This is a genomic window from Paenibacillus sp. FSL W8-0186 (genome assembly GCF_037969765.1).
GTDB classification, from domain to species: domain Bacteria; phylum Bacillota; class Bacilli; order Paenibacillales; family Paenibacillaceae; genus Fontibacillus; species Fontibacillus woosongensis.
Genome location: NZ_CP150207.1, coordinates 687,658 through 703,086 on the forward strand (window position 1 = coordinate 687,658; position 15,429 = coordinate 703,086).

Sequence of the window (15,429 nt, forward strand, 5' to 3'; positions counted from 1 at the left end):
ATTTGCCCATGCTTGTAATTTAGACGGCTGTAATGAAAACACGAGGAGTGAGATCATGAAGAGGCTAATATTTGATCTTAAATTTTTAACAGGCGTGATTTTTTGTTATCTGGGTCTAGTCTTGGTGGTTTTCGGATTATTTACCAACAAGACTACAGAGTTCTTTCCGTACAACATCAATTTTTGGTGGGGAAGTGTGACCTTCCTCTTTGGACTAGCCTTTTTCATAGCTGCATTCATCACACGCACGAAGTCTGAAGCATCTCAGACCTCTTAATATCGATTGCACCTTCGTTATTGTTTTGCATAAATGCCTTTGGGTATAAATCCACATTACACTTTAAGGAGATCACATATTATGGATTCTGCACTGAGACCAGCTCATATTTTTGTAGAGCCTTCCGAACAAAGGTTCAGGGATGATTACAGACGTTGGCAAGGGATACCTTCCATTGAAGTCACAGAAAAAGGAAGAATTTTTATCAATTTTTACTCCGGACAAGGTGCAGAGGTTGGCGGGAATATCATGGTTTTATGTGTAAGCGATGACCATGGACAGACCTTTCGCTCAGGCGTTGCCGTTGTAGAGCACCCTGACCCGGAATGTCGCATCTATGATCCGAACTTGTGGATCGATCCTTTTAAAAGATTATGGATGACTTGGACTCAAGCCCGTGGATTTAATGACGGTAGAATGGGCGTGTGGGTTTCCATTTGCGAGGATCCGGACGCGGAAACCCTTAGCTGGACCCCGCCGCGTAGAATAGCCAATGGGATCATGATGAATAAGCCCATTGTTACATCAAAGCAAGAATGGCTATTTCCATGCGCTATATGGTGCAATACCTGCGGAAGTACGCCAAGTGAAGATCATGGGTTGCAGCACGAACAGTTTTCCAATGTTTATGTATCAACCGATAACGGGAAAACCTTTCAGCTACGAGGTCATGCGGATGTACCTAATCGGAGCTTCGATGAGCATATGATCGTAGAGAAACAGGATGGAGCCTTATGGATGCTTGTCAGAACCTTTGATGGAGTCGGGGAGAGCATTTCCGAGAATGGAGGGTATACCTGGTCTCCAGGCAGGAAGAGCCATATCGATGGACCGTGCTCACGCTTCCATATTCGCAGATTGAAATCAGGAAGACTGTTAATGATTAATCATTATAACTTTAATGAAAGAATTGACCTGGAGGATATATTTAATCAGGGAGATGTGAAAAAGTGGAAGGGCCGAAGTCACTTGACTGCTTTATTGAGTGAGGATGACGGGAAGACATGGCCGTATACCTTATTGCTTGATGAGCGCAACGAGGTATCTTATCCGGATGCCGTCGAGGCTGCGGATGGGTATATCTATGTGACTTATGATTGGGAACGTGTGACACAGCGGGAAATTTTGATGGCGCGTTTTACAGAGGAAGATATTATAAAGGGGGAATGCAGCTCTCCAAATGCTGTACTCAAAAAAGTGGTCAACAAAGCAACAGGACAGCCAGATGTCGAATAAGACCTCAGTATAGGCTTGTGTTGCTGAATGAAGGACAGCAGATCATCCATCGTCTGTAGGGTTGGCTTCTACTGCGTTAACTCCATTTCGCACCGCGCGCAGCTCCGGGCACGCAGTTCCCGAGTGCAGCTTCGGGGGCGCAGTTCCGAGCACAGCTCCCGGCGCACAACTCTCGAGTGCAGCTCTAAATGGAACTCCGGGCGCGCAGTTCTCGAGTGCAGTTTCAAATGGGGCTCCGGGCGCACATCTCCCGAGCGCAGCTCCTAACGTGAAGCTCCCAGCGCGCGGTGTTCCATTGCATGACGGTGGTCGATCGCCACATGCCTCAACAGTGTTCAAGTCGATTTACCCTTCTAACAGGGCTAAATCGGCTTTTTGCATTTGCGGAGCTTCTAGAAGAGGGATGAAAGTCTAAGAAATTGTATGAAAACGGATGAAAGAGGACGAGGTTTGACGAATGGAGCGTGCGGTGATATTTTCAAATTAAGTTAAATATGTACAGCAACTAGCCCTAATAGGATGGAGGTGTTCTGATGGAAAGAGGGCATTTTGTTATTACAGGAACATCCAAAGGAATTGGCGAGCAGTTGGCGGCCCTGCTGCTTGATCTTGGACACCGGGTATACGGCATTGCCCGGGGGGCTTCGGAACGGTTGCAAAGCTATGGGAATTACGTCCATCGCACGTTTGATTTGAACGATATTACAGCAATTGAATCCCTGATCGAAGGGATTGTTAATGAGGTAAATATAAATAACTCTAAAATATTTTGCCTGATTAATAATGCAGCCATGCTTGAACCGCTAAAGCCAATTGATCGTTGTACCGCTACGGAAATCCAGCAGCATCTGCAGATTAGCCTCGCTGCTCCTATGGCCTTGACCTCTAGCTTTATCCGGTATACCCAGGACATGGACATCAGAAGGAAAATCATCAATATTACCTCTGGCTCAGGCACGTATCCTGCTCCAGGCATGAGCGCATATTGTACGGCTAAAGCTGGGATCAACATGTTCACTCAATGTGTCGGAGCGGAGCAGGCGAATCATGCCCGCCCTGTGGAGATTATTGCCGTAGATCCGGGAATGGTCGAGACCGGACTGCAAGCAGCAGCCCGGGGTAAGGATGAGCAGGACTTCGGGATGGGCAAATACTTCAAGCAGGCCTACGAGGCCGGCCAAGTCCAGCCCGTGGAATCGCTCGGCAGGCACTTATTGAAAATCATCGAAAACGAATTTTCACCCGGAAGGCTTGTCCATTACGCGGATATGGAGCCCTAGGTTGTCCAAATCATCCGAAGGGGGTTCAAGCGAAACAGGATCAAGCAAAGGAGGGTTAAGTGAAGTAGGATCAAATGAAAAGGGGTTAGGCAAAGGGGGAATTCCGCTATGGCGCTACTTGGACCGCTATTTGAACCGTTATTTGGAAAGCGCCATGCGAAGTTGGGCTTGGCCCGGGGTACGCACAGTACCAGCTGCGTGATGTGCTTATCAATAAAGCTCAGGGGCAAGAACTTATTCTATTACCGTAAGCAGGCTGCCGCGAAATCCCGCTTCGCTGGCTCAGAGGGGGAAGGGACTATCCTGTTGCCGTAAGCAGGACAGCGATGGTGTTGGTTACTCCGTGGATAATCATGGCGGGCACGACCGAGCCCGTCTTTTCATATGCCCAGGCCAGAACGACGCCTGCAATGAAGTTAACCGGCATCGCATTCATAGTTGGATAATGCGCCGCCGTAAAAATTAGCGAGCTGATCATTATTCCCCAGCCTACTCCCGCTCGTGCCTGCAGCCAGCGATACATGAAGCCGCGATAAAAGAGCTCTTCATACAAGGGGGAGATAACCCCTGCAGAAATCACCGCGAGGAGTACGGTGAACCAGGTGACATTTTGCTGAAGGCTTTCCGTTTTGCTGTTACTTACCGTATTTCCAAACAAGTTGGTTAAGAGCATCGCTCCTGTGCTGAGTACGACAAGGACTAGAATCCAAATGAGAATCCGCCCCCAATCCTTCGCCGGGAACCTGCGGAGCCCAATCTCCGCCCATGTTAATCGTTGCGGACGCAGGGCAATATAGTTCAAGCCTGCCAGCAGCACGATCGCGATCGTCAGTCCGGTAAGCATACCTGAATATAGCGGGTTGCCCAGCCAGGACAAATACAATCTCTGTGCACCGTATTTCACCACAGCCATCACGAAGACGAACTCAAGCAGCAGGAGAAGCACGAATTCCCTCCAGGACCATGCATCTTTTGTTTTCCATCCAGCCATTCTGTTCATAGAACAAACTCCTTTCCATTATCTCCCTATGGTATAATTTGCATTATAAAAGGTGACGCAACGTTATCTTCAAGCGTTTTTTGCAGGAGGCAGGCAATGACTAGATGGACGACCGGACAAGTATCCAAATTGCGGAATATCTCGGTGCGCACGCTGCGCTACTATGATCAGATCGGGCTGCTGACGCCAAGCCTGAGGCAGGATAACGGCCGCCGTTACTATTCTGAAGAAGATTTGTTTATACTCGAAAAAATCATGCTGCTCAAATCGCTGTCCCTTTCGCTGGAGGACATTCAGAAGGTACTCGGCCAGCTTTCCTTGCGGGACATCCTGATCGCCCACCACCATCATTTGCAGGAGGAACTTGCTTCTTTACAGGCCAGCATTGCGAATACAGCTTCGCTCATAAATATGCTGGACTTGGAAGGGACTCTCCCTTGGGAACGAGTCTCCGCTCTGGTACAGAACGCACAGGTTGGCACGAAGAAATGGGTCGATTACTTTGCTGAGGAGGAGCGCGAGTTTTTGCGAAAGGCTTTGCCCGCTTTGGAGAGCGGAGACCGCGCCACCCAGCAGTACGTATCGCTGCTTCGGCGGATCGAGCATTGCGTGAAGCATGCCATTGCTCCGGAATCAGAGGAGGCTTACGCGCTGGCGTGTGAACTGATCAAGCTTTCGGACGAAACCTTTGGGGGAGACGCCGAGCTGATGGACCGGTTCTGGGAAGTGCGCAAACGGCCTGCTGAGGAAACCGGGCTGTATCCTGTGTCGCCAGAAGTTCTGGATTTTGTGGAGCAGTCTATATCATTTGCGCTGAAGAAGAGTGAAGATCATTGAAGACTCAAAACCTATAATCGTTCATTTGTAAATGTAAGAAATCCAGTTAGTCATAGCATCAATCGCCCTCGCTGATACGGCAAAGTGATATTTGTCGATCCGAGGCATGCCTTTTTCTGGTAAAATAGACAGTGCGGCAACTAGATTGGCATCTTGCGGAAGTTTATATCGTATAACACGCAGGGGCAGATACCGGATGCATCGTCTATTTATTGAGATATAAGAATATATAAGTTTCACCCTTATACAAGGCTTATATTTCTATGCGAAACGCAGTTGTGCCGTTCATGGGCCGTCAGCCGTTTACGTTTGAGAGATTCATATAAAAGGAGTGGAGAACTTGCTTCGTGTAGAGGGCTTGTCCCATGCTTTCAAGAATGGCGGCGAGACCACGCTTGTTCTGCAGAACATCAATTTTCATGTCCGCAAGGGCGAGATGATTGCGCTGCTGGGCAGCTCGGGCTCAGGAAAGTCGACCCTGCTCAATCTGATGGCGGGGCTGATGAAGCCGACCGAAGGCGAAATTTATATCGCCGATCATAACATTGTGAAGATGAACGAGAACAAGCTGGCCGAGTTCCGCCGTAAGCATATCGGTTTTATATTTCAAGCTTATGAGCTGCTGCCGAACCTGACGGTGCGTGAAAATATTGAGATGCCGCTTGTCTTTCAATCTACCCGCCCCTCCGTCCGCAAGCAAAAAGCGCTTCAGTTGCTCGAGCAGGTCGGCATCCCGGACAAGGCCGAACTGTTCCCGTCCCAGCTGTCGGGCGGACAGCAGCAGCGGGTCAGCATTGCCCGGTCGCTGATTACCGAGCCTTCGGTCATCTTCGCCGACGAGCCGACCGGGAATCTGGATACGAAGACGGAGGAAGAAATTTTGGCGATCCTCAAGCGGCTTAACCAGACGATGGACACCACCTTTATTATTGTCACGCATGAGCGCGAGGTGGCGCAGCAAACGCAGAAGATTATTACGCTGCGGGACGGGCAGCTCCAGACATCACAGCCGGCTGTAGATCCGCAAGCGGAAGCAGAGGAGGTACAGGCTTGAGAATCAGCGATCTGACAAGGCTGTCTTGGGATCAGGTGCGGCGGCGCAAAGTCGTGACCATGCTGTGCGCAGCCGGCTTGTCCATAGGCTGTGCCGCAATTATATTGGCGATGAGCATCGGCGAATCGACACAACAGATCGTCGAATCCGAGCTGAACAGCTTTCTGAAGATGGATGAGATTACGGTCATGCCCAATTCCGGCGCCATGCCGGGCCAGGACAACCCCGACCAGGTTAGCGAAGAGGCGAATAACCGCGGGCTGCTGACGGATCAGAAGCTCGAGGTTATGCGCAATATGAAGCATGTAACGGCAGTCGCGCCATATCAGACATTCGATCATTTGGGAATGACGACAGCGGACAGCAAGGAGGGCTACGTCGAAGTGGTTGCCACGGATCTGACCCGGCTTAAGGACTTTGGCGAGACCTTCGGGCAGGGTAAGGCCGACAGCGTTGATATCAATTCAGTTGTGCTCAGTTACGGGGCCACGATGGGCTTGATGGATGAGGAGACTAGAAACAAACTGTATGAAGCAATGGAACGTTCAGGATATGATCGCAATTCGCAGGAGCAATACCGCAATATGATGGTCATACCGACAGCCATGTACCAGACGCAAATTCAGCTCGTGAAGTATGACGACAATGGCAAACAGCTAACGAGCACTCCCTTGCAGGTCGTTGGCGTACTGAAGAAGCCCAAGGGCCGCAGCGATATTTCCATCGCTCAGGACAGCAAGATTTACATCTCGATCGAAACGGCCGAGCAGCTGCGAAAAGAGCTGATGCCTTCCTCGGTGCAAAGCAGTACTCCTACATACAACTCGGTTAAAGTGAAGGTGGATGCGGAGCAGAACGTAAAGCAGGTCGAGGAGCAGCTGCAGCGGCTTACCGTATCGACACAGTCGAATCTGCTGCAGAAAGAGCAGCTGGAGGAGCAATTCGCCGTGTTCAAGGCGATTGCGATCGGTGCGGGCGTCTTTATTTTGATCATCGCCTCGATCTCCATTATTGTCGCCATGACGATGTCGACCTATCAGCGCCGCCGGCAGATCGGCATTATGAAGGTGCTGGGGGCCAACCTGTCCCAGATCCGCAATATGTTCATTGTTGAAGCAGCCTTGCTCGGCTTCCTGGGAGGGCTGCTGGGCATTATGTTTTCCTACTGGATCGTATGGGGAATTAACGCACTCATTTTGTCATTGAATAGCGGGGAGTCGGATATATCGATTTTTATCCCGTATACAGCCATTCCGGTCGGATTGGCCTTTGCGATCATGACAGGCATTATATCGGGCATTTATCCGGCGGTCAGCGCATCGCGGACTGATGCTTTAACCGCGATCAAGCGGGATTAGAGATTCGATATCCGTTCCGCATGGCAATAAGATGCTCCGCCAAGACGGTGCAATAGAGGGACACGGGGCTGCATACAGAGTCATACACGGCCTCGCCGCTGCCAATTCTAAGCGGTATGAGAGAAGGAGAGCAGGGAAAGTGAAGAAAAAAATAAAATGGATCATTATCGCCATCATTCTTGCCGGAATCAGCTACTTGCTGTATTCCATGTCGAAGCCTGCCCAAGTCGCCGATCCGGGAATGGAGTCCCAAGCCATTACATTCCAGGCAACGAAAGAGACACTGGTTCACACGATACGGGTCAAGGGAAAATCGCTGTATGAGCAGGAGACGCCGGTCTATGCTCCGTTCAGCTCCAAAGTAACGGAATGGAAGATCGAGGACGGCCAGCAGGTCAAAAAAGACGAGGTGCTGTTCAGGCTGGATCAGACCGAGCTGCAGAACCAGATTACACGTGAGGAAGCGGAGCTTCGCAAAGCCGAGCTGGAAACCCAACTGCAGTCTTTTGTCGCAGAGTTCGACACCGAGATGGCAGGAGGCGAATTAACCGATGAGAACCGCAAAAAATTGCTCGCCAACCGGGAGAGTGCGCGGCTGACGAAGGAGCTGGAGGACGTACGCATTTCGATTCAGCGTCAGGAGCTGCAGCAGAAAAAGCTGAAGCTGAAGGATTCTGAATTCCGCGCTCCGGCTGCGGGCATTTTCCTGTTCGATTCGGAAGCGAAGAAGCCGCAAGCGCTTAGCGACAATCAATATATTGGCAAGATTGTCGATCTGAACAAGCTGCAATTTACGGCCCTTGTCGGGGAGCAGGACGTATTCCGGATCAAGCCGGATATGAATGTGAAAGTGACAATGAGCGCGATGAAGGATGTGCCGCTGACCGGAACTGTGAAGCATGTCTCCAAATTTGCCAAGACGGGAACCGACCAGGACAGCTTGAATAAAGCGGCTCAATTCGAGGTCACGATCTCTCTTGAACCAAGCGAGTATCTGATTGCCGGGCTATCGCTCACCGGCGATATCGAAACTAATCGCAAGGAAAATGTGTTGGCTCTTCCGTCGATCGCCGTCATGCGCGATCAGACCTCCGCCTATGTCATGCTGGATAAAGGATCGGGTCAATACGAACGCAGAGATATCAAGACAGGCCTGGAGACAACGGATAAAACCGAGGTGTTGGAAGGCTTGAAGGAAGGCGATACGGTCGCCCTGCAATAAGTTCCGGGCAGCGCTCCATTTATTTCAGACGAATCTGGCAGGCAGCTGTCTGGTTTATACTATATATATGCTGAACTAAAGAAGCAGCAGTGATTGGCCAGGGTGTGACATATTCCGGAGAAGCGAAGCGTTCGCCTTTGTTCACGGACAATCATCAGAATCGACAGGAGGATTAATCATGACTAAGCATCACAGACGAGGAGCAACATTGATTCAAGAGGTCAACCGCACCGAGGTTCCCTTCGGGACGCTGGCGATTTGGTTTCTTGGGCAAGAGAGCGTAATTATCAAGGGTGACGGAGTAACGGTGTATGTCGATCCTTATGTATCGGATCACCTGGATTTACCTCGTACTTACCCTGCGCCGATCACCCCTGAGGATATTATCGGGGCTGACCTTTGCTTGATTACGCATGAGCATGTAGATCATATGGATGCAGGCACGCTGCCTATTTTTCATCGGCAAAACAAAGAGGCGCTCGTCATGGCTCCAGCTTGCTGTAAACCGGACTTGATCGAAATGGGCGTAGGGGCATCACAGATTTTAGAGGCAGATGATAGCCGATCAGCCGAGCTATTCTCTAAAATCAAAATAACGACTATTCCCGCGGCCCACGAAGAGCTGGACAAGGATGCAGAAGGGAAGCCGCGCTACGTGGGATATGTCATCGAGTTGAATGGAGTTACGCTGTATCATGCCGGCGACACGGTGCTGTTCCCTGAATTGGTCGAGCGGTTGAGCGCAATTCAGCCAGATGTCGCCCTGCTTCCGATCAATGGAGCTGATTTTTTCCGCCGGGAACGGGGAATTGTCGGCAACATGAACTATAGGGAAGCGGCCGAGTTCGCGGTAAGAATCGGCGCAGAGACGGTTATTCCGCTGCATTATGACGTGTTTGCGGGGAATGCGGAGAAGCCCGGCTACTTCGTGGACTATCTCTATGAGCACTTCCCTGAGCAGAAATGCCATGTCATGGCTCGCGGTGAGCGGTATGTGTATGTGAAGGGCAGCGCCTTCCTTCGGTAGCGTTGTACGTGTAGGGCAGTGGCCTTCCTCAGCTTTGTGTACGTGAAGGGGGCCCTTTTCTTCGGCAGTAAGGTTTGTGCGGGGATTGAGCAGAACATTGATCAAGTGAATCGCCGATCCATTTGGTATGTTGACTCATGGACGTTCAATCCAGGCTCATTGTCGAGCAAATGCACTGTAGGTTCAAGCAGGCCGTCAGGTCAAGTATATTGTTAGGCCAAGTATATTGTTGGGTCGGGGCACGCTGTTGGCTAAGTACGACGTCGGTCAAGCGTGATGTCTGGCCATGACACTGCAGGTGAAGCGTACATTGTCCAGCAAGTCCACCGCGTCCAAGCACATTCGTCCTCGCCCATTCATCCAAGCGCACTGTTGATTTAAGCAGACTGTTGATTTAAACACAATGTTGATTCAAGCACAATGTTGATCCAAGCAAAATATTGATTTAAGTACCTGTTACCCAAGCACATTGTTGATCCAAGCGCCTGTTGATTTAAGTGCCTGTTGATTTAAGCGTCTGTTGATTTAAGCAAACTGTTGATTTCAAGCGCACGGTGAATTACTTCTTGTGATGTGAGATATCTCCGGCAATCTAGCGGACCCTAGATCCGCTATTTCTCCAAATACGCGTAAATATCTAAGCCAACGGACCGTAGTTCCGCTATTGGGCAAAAAGTGGGGCAAGCTATGCTCATTTAGAGTGAATAGCGGAACCAGGGTCCGTTCGCATATCAAATTTAGTCAAAAAAACGGAATAGCGCCCTGTGTGTCCGTTAGAATCCCATTTTCGCTGGCATGCTCGACAATTAGCACACGGATACCTGTATCTGGGGTTGCTTCTTGCGTCATGTGGTTGACCACCGTTACGTGACGCCGACTACCGTGCGCTGTGAGCTTCGCGCGGTGCGATATATGACAATCCCTGTCATATATCCATGCTACCATGAACCTAGTGCAGCTAGGGAAACGTACAAAGGAGGGAATCAGCTTGCGGGCGGATCGGCTCATTTCGATATTGCTGTTATTGCAAAATCACGGACGGCTCACGACGCGGGAACTGGCGGCTAGGCTGGAGGTATCCGAGCGGACAATACACCGCGATATGGAGGCCCTAAGCGCCTCGGGAATTCCGGTGTATGCGGAACGGGGAACAAGCGGGGGCTGGGTATTGTCGGAGGGCTACCGCACTGATCTGACGGGAATGAAGCCCGAAGAGATGCAGGCGCTGCTCCTGGCTCATTCATCTTCACTCTTAGGAGACCTGGGACTTGGAGGCGTGTTTGAGCATGCTTTTCAGAAAATGCTGGCTGCATTTCCCGAACGGCTTCGAGGCGAAGCCGAAAGAGTGCGTCAGCGCATTCATATCGACGGTGCCGGCTGGCATCAGTCCGCCGATCGGCTGCCCGATTTGCCGACGATTCAGGAAGCGGTCTGGCAGGACCGCATGCTCCGCTTCGATTACCGGCGGGAAGATTCGGCCGTGGAGCGCATCGCCGAGCCGCTGGGGCTGGTCGCCAAGAGCAGTATCTGGTATCTTGTAGCCAGAGTGGAAGGGGAAATGCGCACTTACCGTATCTCCCGGATCAGGAATGCCCAAGTGCTGGAGAAATCTTTTCAGCGTCCCGATTCTTTTGACCTGGCACTATATTGGGAGCGCTCAACAGAAGAGTTCAAAGCGAATCTTCCGCGTTATCCCGCCCGGCTCAGATTTCAGGAAGCAGCTTTACCGCGCCTAGCCCAGCAGCGATATCTCAAGCTAATCCATATGATGCCCGCAGAACAAGGATGGATCGAAGCGGCTGCTGAGTTCAATACGCTGGAGTCGGCATGTGAAATTCTGCTTGGCTATGGATCGCTTGCCAGGGTAATGGAGCCACTGGAGCTGCGTGATCGAGTATTATTAGAAGCAGAGGCAATGGTTGAGCTGTACAGAGGGTAGGTGAAGTGTTGAGAAGATGGTATTTTATTATCATTAGTAGTGCCGTTCTATTGTTTGCAGCTTACTACGTCTACAATAAATGGGATAAAAATGAAACAGTTCCGGAAGATATCTTTATCGAGGCTGTATTAAAGCCCAATTCTAACCCGAACATGGACTACAAAGATTATTTGCTTGAGGTTTATATCGACAAAAGAAAGTACAGTCAGCATATGATATACCCATATATTTCAGGATTGCATTCTATGTCTTTCGATGCTAAAGAGGATGAGGGCTTTTTTAGACCGAGCAGTATAGGAAGTGCAGGGGACGACGAGGTAAAGGTTGCAGATGCGCTGCATAAGCACAATATTTCTCAGATGAATTATGATAATGGTTACTTGGATTTTATCGGGTTTTGGAGTCCTCCAGAACAAGGGAAACACAAATTAAAAATGTATTTTGAAGCAAATGATAATTTTAATTCTCTTGAAGATATGTACCTGGTATATGTTCATAAAGAGAAAGGAATATTTGGACAGGATTTGGGCTGGACTAAAGTAGTAAAAATCCAGGCGGAATAAGTTGTATTATCTTATGAGAAAGGGATGGAACAAGGAGCAGAAAATGGACTTAAACAAGCGAAACAACCTAAATAAGCTAAACAAGCGGGCGCTCATTGAATCTATAATTTTTGTCGTCCTCATCTTGGCAGGTGTGGTCGGCTTTCAGGTCGTGCAAGGGGCGCTGTTGACCAGAAATTACGTCCCAGATGTTATTAATAACTATGCATCAGTAGAGCATTTACAGCAGCAGGTGGCATTTGGAACCATAGCTCGCACGGACGGATTAACCCTGGTTTTAGAGATGGGCGGTTTGTTGCTCATAGCGATGGCCTACTACATGCTGCGAACGAGGCTGATTGGATTAAGGAAGCGCAAGAAATGAATAGCAGAGTCTTTTACATCAAAACATGCGTCCCGGTCTAAGAAGCGAGTGTTCTAGAACCGGGACGTTTTTAGATACGGATGAGATGTGAATGTTCAATTTGGCGGCACCTCGCTAGCGAGGTTATGTCACCTCGCTTGCCGATGGCGCATGAAGACCCAGACGCCGGCTATGATAATCAATCCGGAAAATAGCTGCAATCCAGTCAGCATTTCACCCAGGAGCACCAGAGCGAGCAGGGAGGCGCAGATTGGTTCGCCCAGAATGGCCATGGAAACCGTGGTAGCATTCATATACTTCAGCAGCCAGTTAAACAGGTAGTGGCCAAACAGGGTGGACACAACGGATAATAGGAAGAAAATTCCCCACTCTTTCATAGGATAACCGGTAAATGGATAACCCATTGCAAGGTTGTAGCAGCCCAGGGAACAAGCGGCCATGAAGAACATCCAGAAATTATACGGCAGGGCAGCCAGATCCTTGCGCAAGTGCTGGCCGACCAGCATATTAACGGAGATCGCCAGCGTGCCCAGCAGCGAGAGAATATCCCCGTACAGGGCTGATCCCGACAGACGAAAGTCGCCCGAGCCAATGAGGATGGAGCCGACCACTGCTATGCCCATGCCGAGCAGCATCATTCGGTTGATTCTCTCCTTGAATAGCCAGATGGAGCCGAGCATGACGAGCACGGGCTGCAGCGTAAGGATGACCGTAGAGCTTGCCACGCTGGTATACCGCAGCGAATTCATCCACAGCAGAAAATGAAGCCCTAGCAGTAGGCCCGAAGCGGCAAGCAGTCCCCATTGTTTCGGCTTCAGCCGCAGCATTTCATGCCTGTGTCGCCAGGCGAATGGCATCAGGATTAAATTGGTAATAAGCAAGCGGTACATCGCAACAACGGATGCCTCCGCATTCGACCAGCGAATAAAGATGGCCGAGAAAGAGATAGCAATGATGCCGAGGATAAAGAAGATTTCATAGGCGCCCCCGGTACGTTGACGGCCAGACATGTATTTAACTCCCTTCTAAGATGCGTCATGGTGGCAGGTATGGATGGAGTCGCTAGCTTCGTTGAGCGTAGTTCCACAACAATCTATTATACGATCATTTGCGAGAATGGATAGATTTTTTATATAGGAGCGAGGCGTAAAGATGTTCCCTGGCGGTCTAGGATGTTAGAATGGAAATTAAAAGGAGGAGGGAAACGAGCAATGGACGTAATAGAGGCTATTCATACGCGAAGAAGTATTGGAAAGGTCAAGCAGGATAAAATTCCTGTAGAGACGATCGAGCAAATTTTAGAGGCTGGAGTCTGGGCGCCGAATCATAGACACACCGAGCCGTGGAAATTTTTCGTGCTCAGAGGCAAGGGCCGGGAGCAGCTGGGCCAGGCGCTGGCCGACATCATGCGGGAGGGCATGGAGAATCCCGATTCGCCTGAGTCGCAGGAGGCGTTGGATAAAGCTCTGGCCAAGGCCTTTCGCGCCCCTGTCATCATTGCCGCAGCTGTAACTCCCACCGATAAGCCGGGCGTGATCGAGCTGGAGGAATACGGAGCCGTATTTGCCGCAATACAGAACATGCTGCTCGCGGCGCACAGTTTAGGGCTGGGAGCGGTATGGAGAACCGGCGAACCTTGTTACCACCGCATCGTGAACGAAGCCTTTGGTCTCCGAGAGCAGGATAAAATGCTGGGTTTCATTTATCTCGGCGTTTCCGATATGGGCGAGCTGAAAGGGAAAAGAGAGGACTTCCGCAGCAAAACCGTCTGGATCGGCGATGAAGAGTAGGTGAGGGAGGAGAGGCGCCCTCCCTTCTGCTCATTTACAAACAGAAAGAACCTCAATCTACGAAAGGCTTCTCTCGGGATTGAGGTTCTTTTTTTTCTTACTCTTCGATTTCCTGAGGCTCAGGGACCTGCTTGATGATTTCCAGCTTTCTGAAGCGGTGCGGCTCCTTCTCCAGCAGCTTGAAGATCAGCCCCTGGTGCTCGAACGTGTCGTCTTCATTCATTTCTGGATTCATCCCGTATAACCAGCCGCCGATCGTATCGACATCCTCGGTATTCAGCTCGGTCAGCATAATGTCGTTAATCTGATTAATCGTGACTTTGCCGTCCACCACGACATGATACTCATCCAGATGAACGATCGGCTGTTCTTCTTCCTTATCGAACTCATCGCGGATTTCTCCGACGATTTCCTCGAGAATGTCCTCGATGGTGATCAGCCCGGCCGTGCCTCCGTATTCATCGATTAGTATCGCGATATGGGTACCTTCATGCTGCATTCTTTTTAACAGCTCATTGACCGGGGTAACCTCAGACACGGCCATGACCGGCTGCAGAATCGAGGAAATCTCCAGGTTCGGGTTATCCTCGTACGCGAGGAAGAATTGCTTCGTATTGATGATCCCCACGATATTATCCTTATGCCCCTCGACAACAGGAAAGCGGGTATACTGCTGTTCTTTGATGATCCCCAGGTTCTCTTCCCGGGTCTTGTCTGTATATAAGCACACCATATCGGTGCGCGGAACCATAATTTCTTTGGCTAACATATTATCAAAAGCAAAAATCCGGTTCACGTACCCGTATTCGCTTTGATTGATTTTACCGCTCTCGAAGCTTTCATTAATGATAATCTGCAGCTCTTCCTCGGAGTGAGCTTCTTCATGCTCGCTGGCAGGCTTGATTCCGAACAGGCGTACGAGCTGAAGCGCAGATCCGTTGAGCGCCCAAATGAAAGGGTGCATAATCTTGGTGAAAATAATCAGTGGTTTTGCTGTAAGCAAAGCAACCTGCTCTGCTCTGCGGATGGCAATCGTCTTTGGAGCCAATTCCCCCACAACAACGTGAAGATAAGTAATTACGGCAAAAGCGATGATAAATGAAATAACGCTGCTTACTGCTTCAGGTACATTTAAACTATGGAACAGCGGGTGAAGTATTTTCTCCACTGTCGGTTCCCCTAACCAGCCAAGTCCGAGCGCTGTAATCGTAATTCCCAATTGGCAAGCCGACAAGTAACCATCCAGATTGCTAGTCACTTGTTTGACCGAGAGAGCATTCTTGCTTCCTTCGGATATCATTTGATCCACCCGACTTGCCCGTACCCGCACGATGGCAAACTCCACGGCTACGAAAAACGCTGTAAACCCGATTAGTATGGCGACCAGCACCAAGTTTAGTACCAAAAGCCTGTCACTATCCATTCGATTCATCTACTCCTTCATGAAATAAAATATATGAAATACTATTAATTATATAGCAT

14 protein-coding genes are annotated in these 15,429 nt (G+C 49.9%); 11 read left to right on the forward strand and 3 right to left on the reverse strand.

Annotated features, from left to right (window positions below):
- The first annotated feature begins 358 nt into the window (after positions 1-358).
- Entirely contained in the window at positions 359-1,513 is a 1,155-nt protein-coding gene (locus tag MKX50_RS02885; RefSeq protein ID WP_213590964.1) for a sialidase family protein, read from the forward strand.
- A gap of 533 nt (positions 1,514-2,046) precedes the next feature.
- The gene (locus MKX50_RS02890) at positions 2,047-2,793 is read left to right on the forward strand and encodes an SDR family NAD(P)-dependent oxidoreductase (protein WP_339158369.1); all 747 of its coding nucleotides are present in this window, start codon (positions 2,047-2,049) and stop codon (positions 2,791-2,793) included.
- A gap of 298 nt (positions 2,794-3,091) precedes the next feature.
- Here the strand turns inward: MKX50_RS02890 and MKX50_RS02895 are convergent, their stop codons facing one another.
- Entirely contained in the window at positions 3,092-3,793 is a 702-nt protein-coding gene (locus MKX50_RS02895) for a type II CAAX endopeptidase family protein (RefSeq protein ID WP_213590966.1), read from the reverse strand.
- A gap of 96 nt (positions 3,794-3,889) precedes the next feature.
- On the opposite strand from MKX50_RS02895, the gene MKX50_RS02900 reads away from it, so the two are divergent.
- The 8 genes from MKX50_RS02900 (at position 3,890) to MKX50_RS02935 (ending at position 12,157) form a co-directional block, all read left to right on the forward strand.
- Entirely contained in the window at positions 3,890-4,630 is a 741-nt protein-coding gene (locus MKX50_RS02900; RefSeq protein ID WP_213590967.1) for a MerR family transcriptional regulator, read from the forward strand.
- A gap of 340 nt (positions 4,631-4,970) precedes the next feature.
- Positions 4,971-5,684, forward strand: coding sequence for an ABC transporter ATP-binding protein (locus MKX50_RS02905; RefSeq protein WP_213590968.1), 714 nt, complete (start codon positions 4,971-4,973; stop codon positions 5,682-5,684).
- Complete coding sequence (locus MKX50_RS02910; RefSeq protein WP_213590969.1) at positions 5,681-7,042, forward strand: ABC transporter permease; 1,362 nt, start codon at positions 5,681-5,683, stop codon at positions 7,040-7,042. Before MKX50_RS02905 ends, MKX50_RS02910 begins: the two co-directional genes overlap by 4 nt.
- A gap of 139 nt (positions 7,043-7,181) precedes the next feature.
- Complete coding sequence (locus MKX50_RS02915; protein ID WP_339158370.1) at positions 7,182-8,264, forward strand: efflux RND transporter periplasmic adaptor subunit; 1,083 nt, start codon at positions 7,182-7,184, stop codon at positions 8,262-8,264.
- Positions 8,265-8,442: 178 nt separating this feature from the next.
- Positions 8,443-9,291, forward strand: coding sequence for an MBL fold metallo-hydrolase (locus MKX50_RS02920; RefSeq protein ID WP_339158371.1), 849 nt, complete (start codon positions 8,443-8,445; stop codon positions 9,289-9,291).
- Positions 9,292-10,279: 988 nt separating this feature from the next.
- Complete coding sequence (locus MKX50_RS02925) at positions 10,280-11,230, forward strand: YafY family protein (protein ID WP_155613005.1); 951 nt, start codon at positions 10,280-10,282, stop codon at positions 11,228-11,230.
- Positions 11,231-11,238: 8 nt separating this feature from the next.
- Positions 11,239-11,793, forward strand: a complete 555-nt coding sequence (locus MKX50_RS02930) for a hypothetical protein (RefSeq protein ID WP_339158372.1) — start codon at positions 11,239-11,241, stop codon at positions 11,791-11,793.
- A 13-nt stretch (positions 11,794-11,806) separates the two neighbouring features.
- On the forward strand, positions 11,807-12,157 hold the full coding sequence (locus MKX50_RS02935; RefSeq protein ID WP_339158373.1) for a hypothetical protein: 351 nt from the start codon (positions 11,807-11,809) through the stop codon (positions 12,155-12,157).
- Positions 12,158-12,285: 128 nt separating this feature from the next.
- Here MKX50_RS02935 and MKX50_RS02940 read toward each other — a convergent pair whose 3' ends face one another.
- Positions 12,286-13,167, reverse strand: a complete 882-nt coding sequence (locus MKX50_RS02940; RefSeq protein ID WP_213590974.1) for a DMT family transporter — start codon at positions 13,165-13,167, stop codon at positions 12,286-12,288.
- A 201-nt stretch (positions 13,168-13,368) separates the two neighbouring features.
- Between MKX50_RS02940 and MKX50_RS02945 the strand changes: the two genes are divergently transcribed.
- Entirely contained in the window at positions 13,369-13,947 is a 579-nt protein-coding gene (locus MKX50_RS02945) for a nitroreductase (RefSeq protein WP_213590975.1), read from the forward strand.
- Positions 13,948-14,044: 97 nt separating this feature from the next.
- Here the strand turns inward: MKX50_RS02945 and MKX50_RS02950 are convergent, their stop codons facing one another.
- Positions 14,045-15,370 carry a hemolysin family protein gene (locus MKX50_RS02950; protein WP_213590976.1) on the reverse strand — a complete coding sequence of 442 codons (1,326 nt, stop codon included), beginning with the start codon at positions 15,368-15,370 and terminating at the stop codon, positions 14,045-14,047.
- Positions 15,371-15,429 lie beyond the last annotated feature (59 nt).

Coding starts and splice junctions, on each gene's coding strand:
- MKX50_RS02885 (WP_213590964.1), top strand. CDS start 359: ATGGATTCTGCACTGAGACCAGCTCATATTTTTGTAGAGCCTTCCGAA.
- MKX50_RS02890 (WP_339158369.1), top strand. CDS start 2,047: ATGGAAAGAGGGCATTTTGTTATTACAGGAACATCCAAAGGAATTGGC.
- MKX50_RS02895 (WP_213590966.1), bottom strand. CDS start 3,793: ATGAACAGAATGGCTGGATGGAAAACAAAAGATGCATGGTCCTGGAGG.
- MKX50_RS02900 (WP_213590967.1), top strand. CDS start 3,890: ATGACTAGATGGACGACCGGACAAGTATCCAAATTGCGGAATATCTCG.
- MKX50_RS02920 (WP_339158371.1), top strand. CDS start 8,443: ATGACTAAGCATCACAGACGAGGAGCAACATTGATTCAAGAGGTCAAC.
- MKX50_RS02935 (WP_339158373.1), top strand. CDS start 11,807: ATGAGAAAGGGATGGAACAAGGAGCAGAAAATGGACTTAAACAAGCGA.
- MKX50_RS02940 (WP_213590974.1), bottom strand. CDS start 13,167: ATGTCTGGCCGTCAACGTACCGGGGGCGCCTATGAAATCTTCTTTATC.
- MKX50_RS02945 (WP_213590975.1), top strand. CDS start 13,369: ATGGACGTAATAGAGGCTATTCATACGCGAAGAAGTATTGGAAAGGTC.
- MKX50_RS02950 (WP_213590976.1), bottom strand. CDS start 15,370: ATGGATAGTGACAGGCTTTTGGTACTAAACTTGGTGCTGGTCGCCATA.